A 15186-nucleotide genomic window follows, 5' to 3' on the forward strand; every position below is an offset into this window, starting at 1 on the left:
CACCGTCTACGAGGTGAGCATGTCCACCGTGAGGTTGGCCTCGGTGTTGGGGATGCCGATGTCCTGGGCGCGCTTGTCGGCCATGGCCAGCAGGCGGCGGATGCGCCCGGCGATGGCGTCCTTGGTCAGCGGCGGGTCGGCGAGCTGGCCGAGCTCCTCCAGCGAGGCCTGCTTGTGCTCCACCCGGAGCCGTCCGGCGATCACCAGGTGCTCGGGGGCGTCGTCGCCGAGGATCTCCAGGGCGCGCTGGACCCGGGCTCCGGCGGCGACCGCGGCGCGGGCCGAGCGGCGGAGGTTGGCGTCGTCGAAGTTGGCCAGGCGGTTGGCCGTGGCGCGCACCTCGCGGCGCATGCGGCGCTCCTCCCAGGCCAGCACGCTGTCGTGGGCGCCCAGCCGGGTCAGCAGCGCGCTGATCGCGTCGCCGTCGCGGACCACGACCCGGTCGACGCCGCGCACCTCGCGGGCCTTGGCGTGGATCTTCAGGCGCCGGGCGGACCCGACGAGCGCGAGCGCCGCCTCCGGCCCCGGGCAGGTGATCTCCAGCGACATGGACCGGCCGGGCTCGGTCAGGGAGCCGTGCGCCAGGAACGCGCCCCGCCAGGCGGCCTCGGCGTCGCAGGTCGCGCCCGCGACCACCTGACGCGGCAGGCCCCGGACCGGGCGGCCGTGGTTGTCGATCAGGCCGGTCTGGCGTGCCAGGGCCTCCCCGTCGCGGTAGACCCGCACCAGGTAGCGGGAGCCCTTGCGCAGCCCCGCCGGAGCCAGGACCAGCACCTCGGCCCGGTGCCCGAACACCTCGCCGATGTCCTTGATGAGCCGGCGGGCCGTGACGTTGGTGTCCAGCTCCGCCTCGATCACGATCCGCCCGCCCACGAGGTGCAGTCCGCTCGCGAACCGCAGCAGCGTCGAGACCTCGGCCTTACGGCAGCAGGGCTTGAGGACCGGGAGCCTGCTCAGCTCGTCCTTCACCACACCTGTCATCGCCATGCGCGTTCGTCCTCCCCCATGTGAACCCCTGCGGCCCGGGATACACCAGGCTCACAGAAGTTTCTCGCACTCGCGAGCCGCACCGGCCAGGATCACCGCTTCTCGTGGAAAATCTCGTTCAGGACCGAGGCAAGACGTCGTGGATCGTGCCTCGGAGAGCCGTCCGGGACCGCGACGTCGGCCAGGACGAGCCTGCCTCCCATCCCGGTCACGGCCTTCTCCAGCCCGTCGGGATCGTCGACCACGCCGGTGTCGGCCAGCACGACGTCGATCTCCAGGCCGGGCGCGTGCCGGCACAGCACCTCCAGGTGCTGCTGGGGGGAGAAGTCGTCGGTCTCCCCCGCCTGGGGTGCCAGGTTCAGCGTGACCAGGCGCCGGGCGCGGGTGGTGTGCAGGGCCTCGGCGAGCTGGGGCACCTTCAGGTGCGGCAGCACGCTGGTGAACCACGACCCGGGGCCGAAGACGACCCACTCGGCGTCCAGGACCGCCCGGACCGCCTCGGGACAGGCCGGGGGGTCCTCGGGAACGAGCGAGATGGCCTGGACCCGGCCGGGGGTGAGGGCGCAGGCCACCTGGCCGCGCACCGTGCTCACCTCGCCGTCCAGCTCGACCTCGGCGGCGATGTCGAGCGGGACCGAGGACATCGGCAGCACCCGGCCGTGCGCGCCGAGCAGCCGTCCCAGCCAGTCGAGCCCGGCGACGGTGTCGCCGAGCTTCTCCCACAGCGCCACGATGAGCAGGTTGCCGACCGCGTGGCCGTGCAGCTCACCCTCGCTGAGGAAGCGGTGCTGGACGACCTCGCTCCAGGTCCTCCCCCACTCGTCGTCACCGCACAGCGCGGCCAGCGCCATGCGCAGGTCGCCGGGGGGCACCACGCCCAGCTCGCGGCGGAGCCGGCCGCTCGACCCCCCGTCGTCGGCCACGGTGACCACCGCCGTCAGCTCGCCGGTGACCCGGCGCAGCGCGGACAGCGAGGCGTACAGCCCGTGCCCGCCGCCGAGCGCGACGACCCTGGGCCCCTCGCCCGGCCGCGGTGAACCGCCGCGGACGGCCGTCCCCCCGCTCTTCGCGCCACCCACTCCCGCGTTCGCCGCCCCGCTCACTCCCTGCCCACATCCCGATGGCTGACCTGCACGTCCATGCCGCCCCGGTCGCGCAGGCGGGCGGCGATCTGCTCGGCCATGGCCACGCTGCGGTGCTTGCCTCCCGTGCAGCCGACGGCGAGCGTGGCGTATCCCTTGCCCTCCCGGGTGTATCCGGCGGCGATGATGCCGAGCACCTCCTCATAGGCGTCGAGGAGCTCCTTGGCGCCCGTCTGGTTGAGGACGTAGTCGCGCACGGGGGCGTCGAGCCCGTTCATCGGACGCAGCTCCGGGACCCAGTGCGGGTTGGGCAGGAACCGGCAGTCGACGACCAGATCGGCATCGACCGGCAGACCGTACTTGAAACCGAAGGAGACCACGTTGACCCGCAGGCCCGGGCGGTTCTCCCCGCCGAAGAAGGCGACGATCTTGCCGCGGAGCTCGTGGACGTTCAGGTTCGAGGTGTCGATGACCAGATCGGCGTTGGCCCGGACCTCGCGCAGGATGCCGCGCTCACGGGCGATGCCGTCGACCAGGCGGCCGTCCCCCTGCAGCGGGTGGGGCCGCCGGACGTTCTCGAACCTGCGGACCAGTTCCTCGTCGCTGGCCTCCAGGAACACCACCCGTACGGCGACGCCGCGCCCGTCCAGCTCCTCGATCGCGGCGTTGAGGTCGGTGGTGAAGGCCAGGCTGCGCACATCGACCACCGCGGCCACCTTGTCGGCGGCGAGCTTGACCCGGCCGGCCTCCTCGGCCATCGCGAACAGCAGCCCCGGCGGCAGGTTGTCGATGACGAACCAGCCCAGATCCTCCAGGGCCTTGGCCGCCGTGCTCCGCCCCGCACCGGACATACCGGTGACGACGACGAACGCGGGCTCCCTCTCACTCACGCCGCCTCCTCCGTCGGCCGCGTTCGCGACACTGCTGTGCCCATGGCTCGCTCGCTCCGCTCGCTCACGCTGGGTTCTCCCCCTTCAACGCCGACACGATCGTCTCGGCCGTTGCGGGGCCGATCCCGGGAACCTGGCATATCTCGGCCGCGGTCGCCTCGCGCAGCCGCTTCACCGATCCGAAATGCTTGATCAGAGCCTGCCTCCGGGCCGGACCGAGCCCGGGCACGTCGTCCAGGGCACTCTCCCGCACGCTCTTGGAGCGTTTGGAACGATGGTAGGCGATCGCGAAGCGATGCGCTTCGTCACGGACCCGCTGCAGGAGGTAAAGGGCCTCGCTGGAGCGGGGAAGGATGACCGGGAGGTCCTCACCGGGCAGCCACACCTCCTCCAGCCGCTTGGCCAGCCCGCAGACCGCGACGTCGTCCACTCCCAGCTCGTCCAGGGCCCGCTGGGCGGCCGCCGCCTGGGCCGGGCCGCCGTCCACGACGATCAGCTGGGGTGAGTAGGCGAACTTGCGCGGCCGTCCCGTCTCCGGATCGATGCCCGGCCCGGTGGATCCCGGAGCCCCCTCCCCCTCCCCCGCCTCCGCGCCGAGCTCCGCGAGCTCTCCGGTGGCCACGCGCTCCTCCAGGTGACGCTTGAACCGGCGGGAGATCACCTCGTGGATGGACGCGACGTCGCCCTCGGTGGAGCGGATGGAGAACCTGCGGTACTCGCTCTTGCGGGCCAGGCCGTCCTCGAACACCACCATCGACGCCACCACGTTGGTGCCCTGCAGGTGGGAGACGTCGTAGCACTCGATGCGCAGCGGCGCCCGGTCCAGATCCAGCGCGTCGGCGAGCTCCTGCAGCGCCTTGCTCCTGGAGGTCAGGTCACTGGACCGCTTGAGCTTGTGCTGGGCCAGGGATTCCTTGGCGTTGCGCTCGACGGTCTCCATCAGCGATCGTTTGTCGCCCCGCTGCGGCACGCGGATCTCCACCCGCGCCCCGCGCTGCTCGCCGAGAAGCTCGGCGACGGCGCCCGCGTCGGGCGGGAGCACCGGCACCAGCACCTCCCTGGGCAGCGTCTCGGGGGCGGCCTCGCCGTACATCTGCAGCAGGAAGTGCTCGACCAGCGCGGCGGGGCCGGCCTCCTCGACCTTGTCGACCACCCAGCCCTGCTGGCCGCGGATCCGCCCGCCGCGCACGTAGAACACCTGGACGGCCGCCTCCAGGGCGTCCTCGGCCAGCGCGATCACGTCGCAGTCGGTGTTGTCGCCCAGCACCACGGCCTGCTTCTCCAGCGCCCGCCGCAGCGCCTCGACGTCGTCGCGGAGCCGGGCCGCCCGCTCGTACTCCTGCTCGGCGGCGGCCTGGCGCATCTCGCCCTCCAGCCGCTTGATGAACCGGCCGGTGTTGCCCGCCATGAAGTCGCAGAAGTCCTCGGCGAGCGCGCGGTGCTCGGCCGCGGTGACGCGGGAGACGCACGGCGCCGAGCACTTGTCGATGTAACCCAGCAGGCAGGGCCGCCCGATCTGCGCGGCCCGCCGGAACACCCCGGCCGAGCAGCTCCTGATCGGGAACACCCGCAGCAGCAGGTCGACGGTCTCCCTGATCGCCCAGGCGTGCGAGTAGGGGCCGAAGTAGCGGGTGCCCTCGCGCTTGGCGCCGCGCAGCACCTGCACGCGGGGGAACTCCTCGCCCATGGTGACCGCGAGGTAGGGATACGACTTGTCGTCGCGGTACTTGACGTTGAACCGCGGGTCGTACTCCTTGATCCAGGAGTATTCGAGCTGGAGCGCCTCGACCTCGGTGCCGACGACCGTCCAGTCGACGGCAACGGCGGTCGTGAGCATGGTCTGGGTGCGCGGGTGCAGCCCCGCGAAGTCGGCGAAGTAGGAGTTGAGCCGCTGGCGCAGGCTCTTGGCCTTGCCGACATAGATGACCCGGCCCTCGGGGTCCTTGAACCGGTAGACGCCGGGAGACTCGGGGATCGACCCCGGACTCGGCCGGAAGCTCGCCGGGCCGCCTGCAGATCTCGCCACGGAAGAAGCCTATCGGCCTTCGCCGACAGTATCCCGGCCCGTGTTCGCGCTCCCCGGCCCCCGGACGCCGTGCCGCCGGGAGCCCTCGCCCCGGCGGTACGGCGTCCGCGGCGATCAGGCCAGGGTGATCGACTCGCCGTCGACCTTGATGGTCTTCTCCGGGAGGGGCTTCTTGGCCGGGCCGTCGGTGACGGACCCGTCGGCGATGCTGAACTTGCTGCCGTGGCAGGGGCAGTTGATGGTGCCGCCCTCGACCGCGTCGACGTCGCATCCCTGGTGGGTGCAGACGGAGCTGAAGCACTTGAACTCCCCCGCCGTCGGCTGGGTCACCACGACCTTCTCGGCCTTGAAGACCTTGCCGCCGCCCTCGGGGATGTCACCGGTCTTGGCCAGGGCGTTGGCCGCGGAGTCCCCGCTGCCGGACCCCGAGGCGGTCTCGGGCGCGGACGAGGGGGCGGGCTCGGCGGAGGTCGTCTCCTCCGCGGCCGGCTGGCCGTACCCCGAGCAGGCCGTCAGCGCGGCGGCGAGCCCCACACCGCCCGCACCGAGCATCACCGCACGCCGTGTCGTCGTCTCTGACATGGTCACCCTCCCAGGAGCCTCTTTCTGTTCGGTACGGCTCGCGTCCCGATGACGGTTCAGCATGCCGCACCGAGCGTCAGGAGACTGTGAAGATTTACACCCTCGGCTCATTCGTGTCCGGCTTTTAAGTAGTCCTAGGTTATGCCCTAGAAACTCCCTTAATGCCCGACTTTTCCTGACCCCTCAGAGCATGACGATGCCGTCGCCCTCGACCTTCAGCGGGAACTCCACCAGCGGGGCCCCCGCCGGCCCCTTGAGGCACTTGCCGGAGGTGGCGTCGAACTCGCTGCCGTGACAGGGGCAGCGGATGAGCCCGTCGGCCGGGCGGCTGACCGCGCAGCCCCGGTGCGGGCAGCTGGCGCTGAACGCCTTGAACACCCCCGAGGTCGGCTGGGCGATCACGATCTTCCACTTGTGGATCACCGTGCCGCCGCCCACCGGCACGTCGGCGACCTTGGCGATGACCTGGCCCTTGACGCCGGGCGGCACGCTGGCCGGGGCGGGCTCGCCCGTACCGCATCCGGCCAGCGCCGCGCCGCACGCCACCGCGCCCGCGGCGCCGATCACGTTCCTTCGCGTGGGCGTACTTCTTGCGGGCATGGTGAAACCGTCGCTGTCGCTCATCGCGGCCCTTCTCGCAATGTCCCCCGTGAAACCGGGCTCGGCGTCAAGAGTATTGACGGGTGAGCCCGGTCCCGAATCCGGGCGGTCCGCGGGGCCGCGGGACCGCCTCGGACCTCGATCAGGTGCCGAGGATCTTGCGCAGGAAGCGGCCGGTGTGGCTGGCCTCCACCAGCGCGACCTCCTCGGGCGTGCCGGTGGCGACCACGGTGCCGCCCCGGGAACCGCCCTCGGGACCCATGTCGATGATCCAGTCGGCGGTCTTGATCACATCGAGGTTGTGCTCGATGACGATGACCGTGTTCCCGCCGTCCACGAGCTTGCCGAGCACGCCCAGCAACCGGCGGATGTCCTCGAAGTGCAGACCGGTGGTCGGCTCGTCCAGGACGTAGATCGTCCGCCCGGTGGAGCGGCGCTGCAGCTCCGAGGCGAGCTTGACGCGCTGGGCCTCGCCGCCGGACAGGGTCGTGGCGGGCTGGCCGAGCCGGACGTAGCCCAGGCCGACGTCGTTCAGCGTCTTGAGGTAGCGCTTGATCGAGGGGATGGCGTCGAAGAAGTCGAGCGCCTCCTCGATCGGCATGTCGAGCACCTCGGAGATCGTCTTGCCCTTGTAGTGGACCTCCAGGGTCTCCCGGTTGTAGCGCGCGCCGTGGCAGACCTCGCACGGCACGTACACGTCGGGCAGGAAGTTCATCTCGATCTTGATGGTGCCGTCGCCGGAGCACGCCTCGCAGCGCCCGCCCTTGACGTTGAAGCTGAAGCGGCCCTTGGCGTAGCCGCGGACCTTCGCCTCGGTGGTCTGCGCGAACAGGTCGCGGACCTTGTCGAAGACACCGGTGTAGGTCGCCGGGTTCGAGCGGGGGGTGCGGCCGATGGGCGACTGGTCGACGTGCACGACCTTGTCGACCAGGTCGATGCCGTTGATGCGCGAGTGCCGGCCGGGCACCGTGCGCGCGCCGTTGAGGTCCTTGGCCAGGGAGTTGTAGAGGATGTCGTTGACCAGGGTGGACTTGCCGGACCCGGAGACACCGGTGACCGCGGTGAACACCCCGAGGGGGAACTCCACGTCCACGCCCTTGAGGTTGTGCTCGCGGGCGCCCTTGACCGTGATCTGCCGCTTGCGGTCGCGCTTGCGGCGCTCGGCGGGGATCGCGATGGTCTTGCGCCCGGACAGGTAGGCGCCGGTCATCGACTCCTCGCAGGCCAGCAGCTCCGGGACCGTGCCGGAGACGACGACCTGGCCGCCGTGCTCGCCCGCGCCGGGACCGATGTCGACCACCCAGTCGGCGGCGGCGATGGTGTCCTCGTCGTGCTCGACCACGATGAGCGTGTTGCCCATGTCGCGCAGCCGGATCAGCGTCTCCAGCAGCCGCTGGTTGTCGCGCTGGTGCAGGCCGATGGACGGCTCGTCGAGCACGTAGAGCACGCCGACCAGGCCCGACCCGATCTGGGTGGCCAGCCGGATGCGCTGCGCCTCACCGCCCGCGAGGGTGCCCGCCGCCCGGTCCATGGTGAGGTAGTCGAGGCCGACGTCGAGCAGGAAGCCCATCCGGGCGTTGATCTCCTTGACCACCCGCTCGGCGATCTGCATGTCGCGGTCGGACAGCTTCAGCCCGGCCAGGAACGTCGCGCACTCGCCGATCGACATGGACGAGACCTCGGCGATGGAGCGCCCGTCCACCGTGACGGCCAGCGAGACCGGCTTGAGCCTGGCCCCCTTGCACGCCGGGCAGGGGATCTCCCGCATGTAGCCTTCGAACTTCTCCCGCATGCCGTCGCTCTCGGACTCGGCGTGCCGGCGCTGCACCCAGGGGATCACCCCCTCGAAGGTGGTGTAGTAGGAGCGCTGGCGGCCGTAGCGGTTGCTGTAGCGGACGTGCACCTGCTCGTCGTGGCCGTGCAGCAGCGCCTTCTGCGCCTGCTTCGACAGCCGCTCCCAGGGGGTGTCGAGGTTGAACCCCATGGCCTTGCCCAGGGCCTCGACCAGGCGCTCGAAGTAGTCGCTGGTGTGGCCTCCCGACCAGGGGGCCAGGGCGCCCTCGCCCAGGGTCGCCTCCGGGTCGGGCACGACCAGCTCCGGATCGACCTCCATCCGGGTGCCCAGACCGGTGCACTCCGGGCAGGCGCCGAAGGGCGAGTTGAAGGAGAACGACCGCGGTTCCAGCTCCTCGAACGACAGGTCGTCGTAGGGGCAGTAGAGATGCTCGGAGTAGAAGCGCTCGCGGTTCGGGTCGCCCTCCGGGAGGTCGACGAACTCCAGCGTGATCGTGCCGCCCGACAGCTGCAGGGCGGTCTCCACCGAGCCGGTCAGGCGGCTGCGCGCGCTCTCCTTGACCGCGAGCCGGTCGACGATGACCTCGATGTCGTGCTTCTCGTACTTCTTCAGCTTCGGCGGATCGTCCAGCCGGACCACCACGCCGTCGACCCGGGCCCGGGCGTACCCCTTGGCCTGGAGCTGCCCGAACAGCTCGGTGTATTCGCCCTTGCGGCCCCGGATCACCGGGGCGAGCACCTGGAAGCGGGTGCCCTCCTGCAGCTCCATGACCCGGTCGACGATCTGCTCCGGGCTCTGCCGGGCGATCGCGCGGCCGCACTGCGGGCAGTGGGGCTTGCCGATGCGTGCCCAGAGCAGGCGCAGGTAGTCGTAGACCTCGGTGATCGTCCCGACGGTCGAACGGGGGTTACGGCTGGTCGACTTCTGGTCGATCGACACCGCGGGCGACAGGCCCTCGATGAAGTCGACGTCGGGCTTGTCCATCTGCCCGAGGAACTGCCGCGCGTAGGCGGAGAGGGATTCGACATAGCGCCGCTGGCCCTCGGCGAAGATGGTGTCGAAGGCCAGGCTGGACTTGCCCGATCCGGACAGTCCGGTGAAGACGATCAGCGAGTCTCGCGGCAGGTCCAGCGAGACGTCCTTGAGATTGTGTTCACGTGCGCCACGCACGATGAGACGGTCAGCCACAGCAGTCCCGACGTCGGTTAGAGGGTTGGAAGCGGTCGCGGGAAGACTAGCGACGGGGTCCGACAATTTCGCGGAGCACCGTCCGCGGACGGACTTCTCCGTCTCCTCACGAGGACGGCGTCTCCCACCTGTTCCAGAGTACGGCCTCCCCCGGACCCGGCGGGTCGCTTCTCACCCGATCTGTCCCGCCGTGACACCCGGCGGATCGTTTCCCGCCCGGGCCGTCCCGCCGTGACACCAGGCGGGGGCGTCTCCCCTTCACATCGCCCCGCCGTACGGCCCCGCCGCGGGAACTTCCCCTTTCCTTCCGCCGGCGCTCCTGGCCGGCCGAACTTCCCCGTTCCCTCCCTGGAACGGCCTCCGCCGCGGTGGTGGAGTAGGAGAATGGATGTCCTAGACGCGCTCCAGTCCGAACTCGCCGCCTCGACCGACCGCCTCCTCGCCACCGTGGCCGGGCTGTCCGACGCCGATCTGGCGGCGCCCTCCCGGCTGCCCGGCTGGACCCGCGGCCACCTGGTCACCCACGTCGCCCGCAACGCCGACAGCCTGGTCAACCTCACGGAATGGGCCAGAACGGGCGTCGAGACCCCGCAGTACGCCAGCGTGGAGAGCCGCGACGCCGCCATCGCGGCGGGAGCCGCACGGCCCGTCAAGCAACAGCTCGCCGACCTGGAGGAGAGCGCGGCACGGCTCGCGGCGGCCTTCCGCGGCCTGCCCCCGCAGGCGTGGTCGGCGATGGTCGGCGGGATGCGACCGCCCCCGCACCCCGCCTGGTATCTGCTGGTCCGGCGGCTACGCGAGACCGAGTTCCACCACGTGGACCTCGGCGCCGGATACGACTGCTCCGCCTGGCCGGACGCCTTCGTCCGGCGCGAACTGCACGACACGATGGTCTGCTGGCCCCGCGAGCTGAGCCCGGTCAGCGAGATCGTGGTGGAGGAGGTCAAGGACGACCACAAGCACCGCCAGGTCTGGCGCGGGCTCGGTTCCGGGCCCGTCGTCCAGGGAGACGCGCGGACGTTGCTGGCCTGGCTGAGCGGACGCTCGGCCGGGGCGGGCCTTAGGGTGATGCGGGAGGGGGCCACGGGCAACGAGCCAGCCGCCGGGCCGCTACCCGCGCCGCCGCCGTGGCTGACCATGACCGCCGCCCCCGGCCTTCCCGCGACACCTCCGGAGGACTATCCATGAGCTACACCGGCGACGTGCAGGTCGGCGGCCCCGCCGACGTCCGCGAGCTGCCCGCCGTGACGATCTCGAAGCTGGCGGTCGGGCCGTTCGACAACAACGCCTACCTGATCCGGTGCAACGACACCGGCGACGGGCTGCTGATCGACGCCGCCGCCGAGGCCGACCGGCTGCTGGACCTCATCGGCGGCATGCCGATCGGCAGGATCGTCACGACCCACCAGCACGGCGACCACTGGCAGGCCCTGGAGGAGGTCGCCCGGGCCACCGGCGCCCTGGTGATCGCCCATCCGCTGGACGCCCCGGCGCTGCCCGTCCCCGTCGGCCTGACGGTCGAGCACGGCGACAAGGTCACCGTCGGCGTGGTCGACCTGGAGGTCATCCACCTGCGCGGGCACACGCCCGGTTCCATCGCCCTGCACTACAACGGCCACCTGTTCACCGGCGACTCGCTCTTCCCCGGCGGGGTCGGCAACACCAACAAGGACCCCGAGCGCTTCGCCCAGCTGTTCGCGGACGTGTCCGAGCGGATCTTCGACCGCTTCCCCGACGAGACCTGGGTCTACCCGGGCCACGGCAGGGACACCACGCTCGGCGCCGAGCGCCCGTCCCTGCCGGAGTGGCGGGAGCGCGGCTGGTAGAGGCGTCCGGCCGGACGCCCGCCCGGCCCACGGGCGGCACCCCGGGACACAGGCGGCACGCCGGGGCACGGGAACGGGATCGGCCCGGCCGGATCACTCCGGCCGGGCCGATCCCGTCGTGTCGCCACCGGGCGCGTCAGCCGACGCGCCCGGTCTCCTTGCGCTCCTTGCGCTTCTCGTGCTTGAACATCAGGATGCGCAGCGGGATCGCGGCCACGATCGCCACCTGCATGACGGCGCCCACCTGGATGAGCCGGTCGCCCCCGGCCAGGCCCGCGGCCCAGATGGTCAGGCAGGCGACGTTGATCATCATCCAGGCGAGCACGCCGGCGGCCAGGTTGCCCTTGGGCTTGGGGTACTCGATCCGGCTGACCATCAGGTAGGCGATGCCGAAGATGGGCAGCACGGCCCAGATCGACGGCGGGAACAGCAGGACGATCGAGACCACGGTCATGGCGCCCATCGGGATGGGCAGGCCCATGAAGTCGCCGCTCTTGGTCTTCACGCAGGCGAAGCGCGCGAGCCGGATGACCCCGGCCAGCAGCACCGACGCCGCCGCGACCATCACCAGGACGAACGGCACCTTCGGGTTGAAGCCCGCCCAGATGACGACCATGAACGCGGGGGCGAAGCCGAAGCTGATCACGTCCGCGAGGTTGTCGAGCTCCGCGCCCATCGCCGAGGCGCGGAACTTACGGGCCACCAGGCCGTCGAACAGGTCGCACGTCGCGCCGAGCAGCAGCAGCACCACCGCGGTCCCGAAGAACCGGGGGTCGGCCGAGAACTTGCCGGTCTGCTGGAGGGAGGTGATGGCCGACCAGGCCAGGACGCAGACGGCGAGGAAGCCGCAGAGCGCGTTGCCCAGGGACAGGGAGTCGGCGGCCGAGAGCCGGAACGCCTTGCCGACGGGTCCTCTGGGCTCGTCGTCCGCCTCTTCCAGAGGCCAGCCCGCGTCAGCCGTGGTCAAGGCCGGTCACCCCCGCGACGGTCTTCTGGCCGACGGACACCGCGGGGGTGACGCCTTCCGGCAGGTAGACGTCCACCCGCGAGCCGAACCGGATCAGCCCGATGCGTTCGGCCCTGTCCACCTTGGCGCCCGCCCGCACGTAGGGCACGATGCGGCGGGCGACCGCGCCCGCGATCTGGACGAACTCGATGTCGCCGAGCGCGGTGTCCAGGTGCCACACGACCCGCTCGTTCAGGTCGCTGTCCTTGTTGAAGGCCGGCACGAACCCCCCGGGGACGTGCTCCACCGAGGTGACCGTACCGGCCAGCGGCGCGCGGTTGACGTGCACGTTGAGCGGGCTCATGAAGATCGCAACCCGGGTACGGCCGTCCGGCCACGGATCGATGCTCTGCACCACGCCGTCGGCGGGCGACAGGATCCGCGCGTCGCCCGGCACGCGCTCCGGATCGCGGAAGAACCAGAGCATGGCGCCGGTGAGCGCGGACAGCGGGACCGCCGCCAGCGCCCAGCGGGGGTCGCGGCGGCTGAGCAGCGAGGTGGCGGCGGTCGCGGCCACCGTCGGCAACAGCCACGGGGAGACGCCACGCGCCAACCGGACGCGGCCTGGCCGATGGCTTACTGAATCGTGGGACACAGGGAACCTTTTGTGATGTCTTGCGGCTATAGACCGGTATGTCTACCCGCCCTGGGGGAGGATGCTACCGATCCCACTGCCCTTTTACGGCGCAACGAGACAAGCAAAGCGCCTCCCCTGCCAATCCGCTAGCCCTGCTTGGCCTCCGCGGAGGTGGTGATTTCGTTGCCTTTGCGGGTGTCACGCCGGGACTTGACGAGGCTCAGCACAGTGGTGATCACCATGGTGACGCCGATGACGGACAGCGAGACCGCGATCGGGATCTCAGGCGCCCAGGAGACGTGGCTGGAGTGCAGCGCCTCGAGGATCAGCTTAACCCCGATGAACCCGAGGATGAACGCCAGGCCGTAGCTGAGGTAGACCAGGCGCTGGAGCAGGCCGCCCAGCAGGAAGTAGAGCTGGCGCAGGCCCATCAGCGCGAACGCGTTGGCGGTGAAGACGATGAACGGGTCGGTGGTGAGACCGAAGATCGCCGGGATCGAGTCGAGCGCGAAGAGCAGGTCGGTGGTGCCGATGGCGATCATGACGATCAGCATCGGGGTGACGAACCGCTTGCCGTTGATCTTGACGGTGACCTTGGATCCCACGTAGTCGTCGGTGTGCGGCAGCGCCCGGCGGGCCCAGCGCAGGACCGCGTTCTCGGGGACGTCGTCCTCCTGGCCGTGCTGGCGGACGAGCTGCACCGCGGTGTAGATCAGGAAGAGCCCGAAGACGTAGAACAGCCAGCTGAAGTTCGCCAGGGCGGCGGCCCCGACGGCGATGAAGATGCCGCGCATGACCAGGGCCATCAGGATGCCGACCAGCAGGACCTTGTGCTGGTACATCCTGGGCACCGCGAAGCGGGTCATGATGATGTAGAAGACGAAGAGGTTGTCGACGCTCAGGCTGTATTCGGTGATGTAGCCGGCGAAGAACTCACCTGCCGAGGTCGGTCCCGCGGTGGCCCACAACACGATGCCGAAGACGACGGCGAGCGTGACATAGAAGCCGACCCAGAAGCTGGCCTGCCGCATCGAGAACTCCCGGGGCTCGCCCCGGTCGACGATCCACAGGTCGAAGGCGAGAACCAGGAGCAGACCGACGATGACGGCGGCCCATGCCCAGGCAGGTATGATCATGGTTTGACAACCCTCCGGCGCGCATGACTGAATGCCGGAGGTCTCTCCCGCCCAGCGAAGATCGCGTGCGGACCGACAGCCCCGGGGGCCTCGTGGATTGAGGCGGCACCGTGATGACGAGACTGTCGCGAAGGGATACTCCCCCCCTAACCAAGCCAGTATAGGGATTGAGCTTGGCGGCGCCTAATTCAACCCGCGGGAGCCCCCGCTTGTTCCCGTCTTCGGCCGACGTCGTCAAACTTCCGCAAATCCCCCTAGATCAGCTTTTCTCGGAGGTCAGTCCCCGGAGTGCCCGCCCGATCGAGTCCGGCGTAGACCGCCAGGACGGCCTCCAGCGCCTCCCGCTCCCCGGGCAGTTCCCCGCCCCGCCTGCCGGCCTCCCGCGCCAGCTCCCGGGCGAACTCGTCGTCGGTGAGAATCCTGCGGACCGCCTCGCTCATGGCGGCGGCGTCGCCGTACGGCACCAGCACCCCGCCGCGTCCCACCATCGGGGGGATGCCCCCGACGGCGGTGGCCACGACCGGCGTCCCGGAGCGCAGCGCCTCCTGCACGCTCAGCGGCTGCCCCTCCCAGCGGCTCGGCACCACCAGCGCCCGCGCCACCGCCAGCAGGTCACCGACGTCACGCCGGTCGCCCAGCAGCCGCACCGGCAGCCCCTCCGCGTCGATCCGCCGCTGCAGCTCCCCCCGGAGTGGCCCGTCCCCCGCGACGAGGAACAGCGCCCTCCTCTCCGGCGCCGAACCGGGGGCGAAGGAGGCCGCCGCATCGAGGAGGGTCTCCAGGCCCTTCTGCTGGGCGAGCCGGGCCACGGTCAGCAGGATCGGCCGATCCGCGCCCCCGGGTTCCCCGCGCTCCGCCGGCTCCGGCTCTGCCGACTCCCCGGATTCCGGGGATTCCCCGGGTTCCGCCGGCCCCACGGCCTCCACGGAGCTCAGCAGCTCCGCGCGGACCTCCTCCGGGCTCCGCCCCGACGCGGCCAGTTCGGGCGCGGGAACGACGGCGGCCTCGACGTGCCCGGCGCCCAGGGCGGTCATCCGGTCGCCGAGATCGGGCGAGACGACCAGGATCCGGTCGGCGCGGCGGGCGACGATCCGCTCCAGGACCCCGTAGATCGCACCGACGACTCCCCCCGCCGTGGCGGCGTTGTGCAGGGTCACCACCAGCCCGGTCCGGGTCCCGGTCAGGGCGAGGGCCGCCAGCGCCCCGGCACGCAGCCCGTGCGCGTGTACGGCGTCCGCCCCGCGCAGCCCTCGCAGCACCCGGACCGCCCGCAGGTCACCGCCCGGACGCGGCCGGTCGGAGATGGGGACGGGGACGAACCGGGCGCCGTGCCGGGTGAAGCCGAAGGTCTCCTCGGTGCTCGGCGGCCCGGCCACCACCACGCGGTGTCCGCGCCGTACCAGCCCGGCGGCCAGCATGGCCACGTGCCGCCCGACCCCGCCCGCGCTGGTCCCCAGCACGAACGCCACCCGCGGTCCGGTCTCCGCCATC

Annotated in this window: 13 protein-coding genes; 2 read left to right on the top strand and 11 right to left on the bottom strand. The window is 71.1% G+C overall.

Features of this window, described 5'->3' with window-relative positions; all coding sequences use genetic code 11:
• Positions 1-6: 6 nt before the first annotated feature.
• The 7 genes from whiA to uvrA all read right to left on the bottom strand — a co-directional run bounded on the left by whiA (position 7) and on the right by uvrA (position 9150).
• Positions 7-987, bottom strand: coding sequence for a DNA-binding protein WhiA (gene whiA, locus IEZ08_RS07360; RefSeq protein WP_068924173.1), 981 nt, complete (start codon positions 985-987; stop codon positions 7-9).
• Positions 988-1079: 92 nt separating this feature from the next.
• Positions 1080-2066 (bottom strand): gluconeogenesis factor YvcK family protein, encoded by a 987-nt coding sequence (locus IEZ08_RS07365; RefSeq protein ID WP_189241899.1) that lies wholly within the window; start codon positions 2064-2066, stop codon positions 1080-1082.
• Positions 2067-2086: 20 nt separating this feature from the next.
• Positions 2087-2959 (bottom strand): RNase adapter RapZ, encoded by an 873-nt coding sequence (gene rapZ, locus IEZ08_RS07370; protein WP_068924174.1) that lies wholly within the window; start codon positions 2957-2959, stop codon positions 2087-2089.
• A 64-nt stretch (positions 2960-3023) separates the two neighbouring features.
• Entirely contained in the window at positions 3024-4985 is a 1962-nt protein-coding gene (gene uvrC / locus IEZ08_RS07375) for an excinuclease ABC subunit UvrC (protein WP_189241883.1), read from the bottom strand.
• Between the two features lie 114 nt (positions 4986-5099).
• Positions 5100-5567 (bottom strand): Rieske (2Fe-2S) protein, encoded by a 468-nt coding sequence (locus tag IEZ08_RS07380; protein ID WP_068924176.1) that lies wholly within the window; start codon positions 5565-5567, stop codon positions 5100-5102.
• A 183-nt stretch (positions 5568-5750) separates the two neighbouring features.
• Positions 5751-6191, bottom strand: a complete 441-nt coding sequence (locus IEZ08_RS07385) for a Rieske (2Fe-2S) protein (RefSeq protein WP_189241884.1) — start codon at positions 6189-6191, stop codon at positions 5751-5753.
• A 118-nt stretch (positions 6192-6309) separates the two neighbouring features.
• Positions 6310-9150, bottom strand: a complete 2841-nt coding sequence (gene uvrA / locus IEZ08_RS07390; RefSeq protein ID WP_068924177.1) for an excinuclease ABC subunit UvrA — start codon at positions 9148-9150, stop codon at positions 6310-6312.
• Between the two features lie 384 nt (positions 9151-9534).
• On the opposite strand from uvrA, the gene IEZ08_RS07395 reads away from it, so the two are divergent.
• Complete coding sequence (locus IEZ08_RS07395; protein ID WP_189241885.1) at positions 9535-10338, top strand: maleylpyruvate isomerase family mycothiol-dependent enzyme; 804 nt, start codon at positions 9535-9537, stop codon at positions 10336-10338.
• The gene (locus tag IEZ08_RS07400) at positions 10335-10976 is read left to right on the top strand and encodes an MBL fold metallo-hydrolase (RefSeq protein WP_068924179.1); all 642 of its coding nucleotides are present in this window, start codon (positions 10335-10337) and stop codon (positions 10974-10976) included. The genes IEZ08_RS07395 and IEZ08_RS07400 overlap by 4 nt, the downstream gene beginning before the upstream one ends.
• Positions 10977-11112: 136 nt before the next feature.
• Here the strand turns inward: IEZ08_RS07400 and pssA are convergent, their stop codons facing one another.
• From pssA to IEZ08_RS07420, 4 genes are all read right to left on the bottom strand, one after another.
• Positions 11113-11943: a CDP-diacylglycerol--serine O-phosphatidyltransferase gene (gene pssA / locus IEZ08_RS07405; RefSeq protein WP_068924180.1), complete on the bottom strand. Its 831-nt coding sequence runs from the start codon at positions 11941-11943 to the stop codon at positions 11113-11115.
• The gene (locus IEZ08_RS07410) at positions 11930-12577 is read right to left on the bottom strand and encodes a phosphatidylserine decarboxylase (RefSeq protein ID WP_068924181.1); all 648 of its coding nucleotides are present in this window, start codon (positions 12575-12577) and stop codon (positions 11930-11932) included. The genes pssA and IEZ08_RS07410 overlap by 14 nt, the downstream gene beginning before the upstream one ends.
• Positions 12578-12705: 128 nt before the next feature.
• Positions 12706-13695 (bottom strand): TerC family protein, encoded by a 990-nt coding sequence (locus tag IEZ08_RS07415; protein ID WP_068924182.1) that lies wholly within the window; start codon positions 13693-13695, stop codon positions 12706-12708.
• Positions 13696-13949: 254 nt separating this feature from the next.
• Positions 13950-15185 (bottom strand): glycosyltransferase family 4 protein, encoded by a 1236-nt coding sequence (locus IEZ08_RS07420; protein WP_068928900.1) that lies wholly within the window; start codon positions 15183-15185, stop codon positions 13950-13952.
• Between the last annotated feature and the right edge of the window lies 1 nt (position 15186).

Origin of the sequence: Planobispora rosea (assembly GCF_014648175.1) — a bacterium.
In the GTDB taxonomy this organism is placed as follows: Bacteria; Actinomycetota; Actinomycetes; order Streptosporangiales; family Streptosporangiaceae; genus Planobispora; species Planobispora rosea.

Coding starts and splice junctions, on each gene's coding strand:
- IEZ08_RS07420 (WP_068928900.1), bottom strand. CDS start 15,185: ATGGCGGAGACCGGACCGCGGGTGGCGTTCGTGCTGGGGACCAGCGCG.
- IEZ08_RS07395 (WP_189241885.1), top strand. CDS start 9,535: ATGGATGTCCTAGACGCGCTCCAGTCCGAACTCGCCGCCTCGACCGAC.
- IEZ08_RS07400 (WP_068924179.1), top strand. CDS start 10,335: ATGAGCTACACCGGCGACGTGCAGGTCGGCGGCCCCGCCGACGTCCGC.
- IEZ08_RS07385 (WP_189241884.1), bottom strand. CDS start 6,191: ATGAGCGACAGCGACGGTTTCACCATGCCCGCAAGAAGTACGCCCACG.
- whiA (WP_068924173.1), bottom strand. CDS start 987: ATGGCGATGACAGGTGTGGTGAAGGACGAGCTGAGCAGGCTCCCGGTC.
- IEZ08_RS07380 (WP_068924176.1), bottom strand. CDS start 5,567: ATGTCAGAGACGACGACACGGCGTGCGGTGATGCTCGGTGCGGGCGGT.
- IEZ08_RS07415 (WP_068924182.1), bottom strand. CDS start 13,695: ATGATCATACCTGCCTGGGCATGGGCCGCCGTCATCGTCGGTCTGCTC.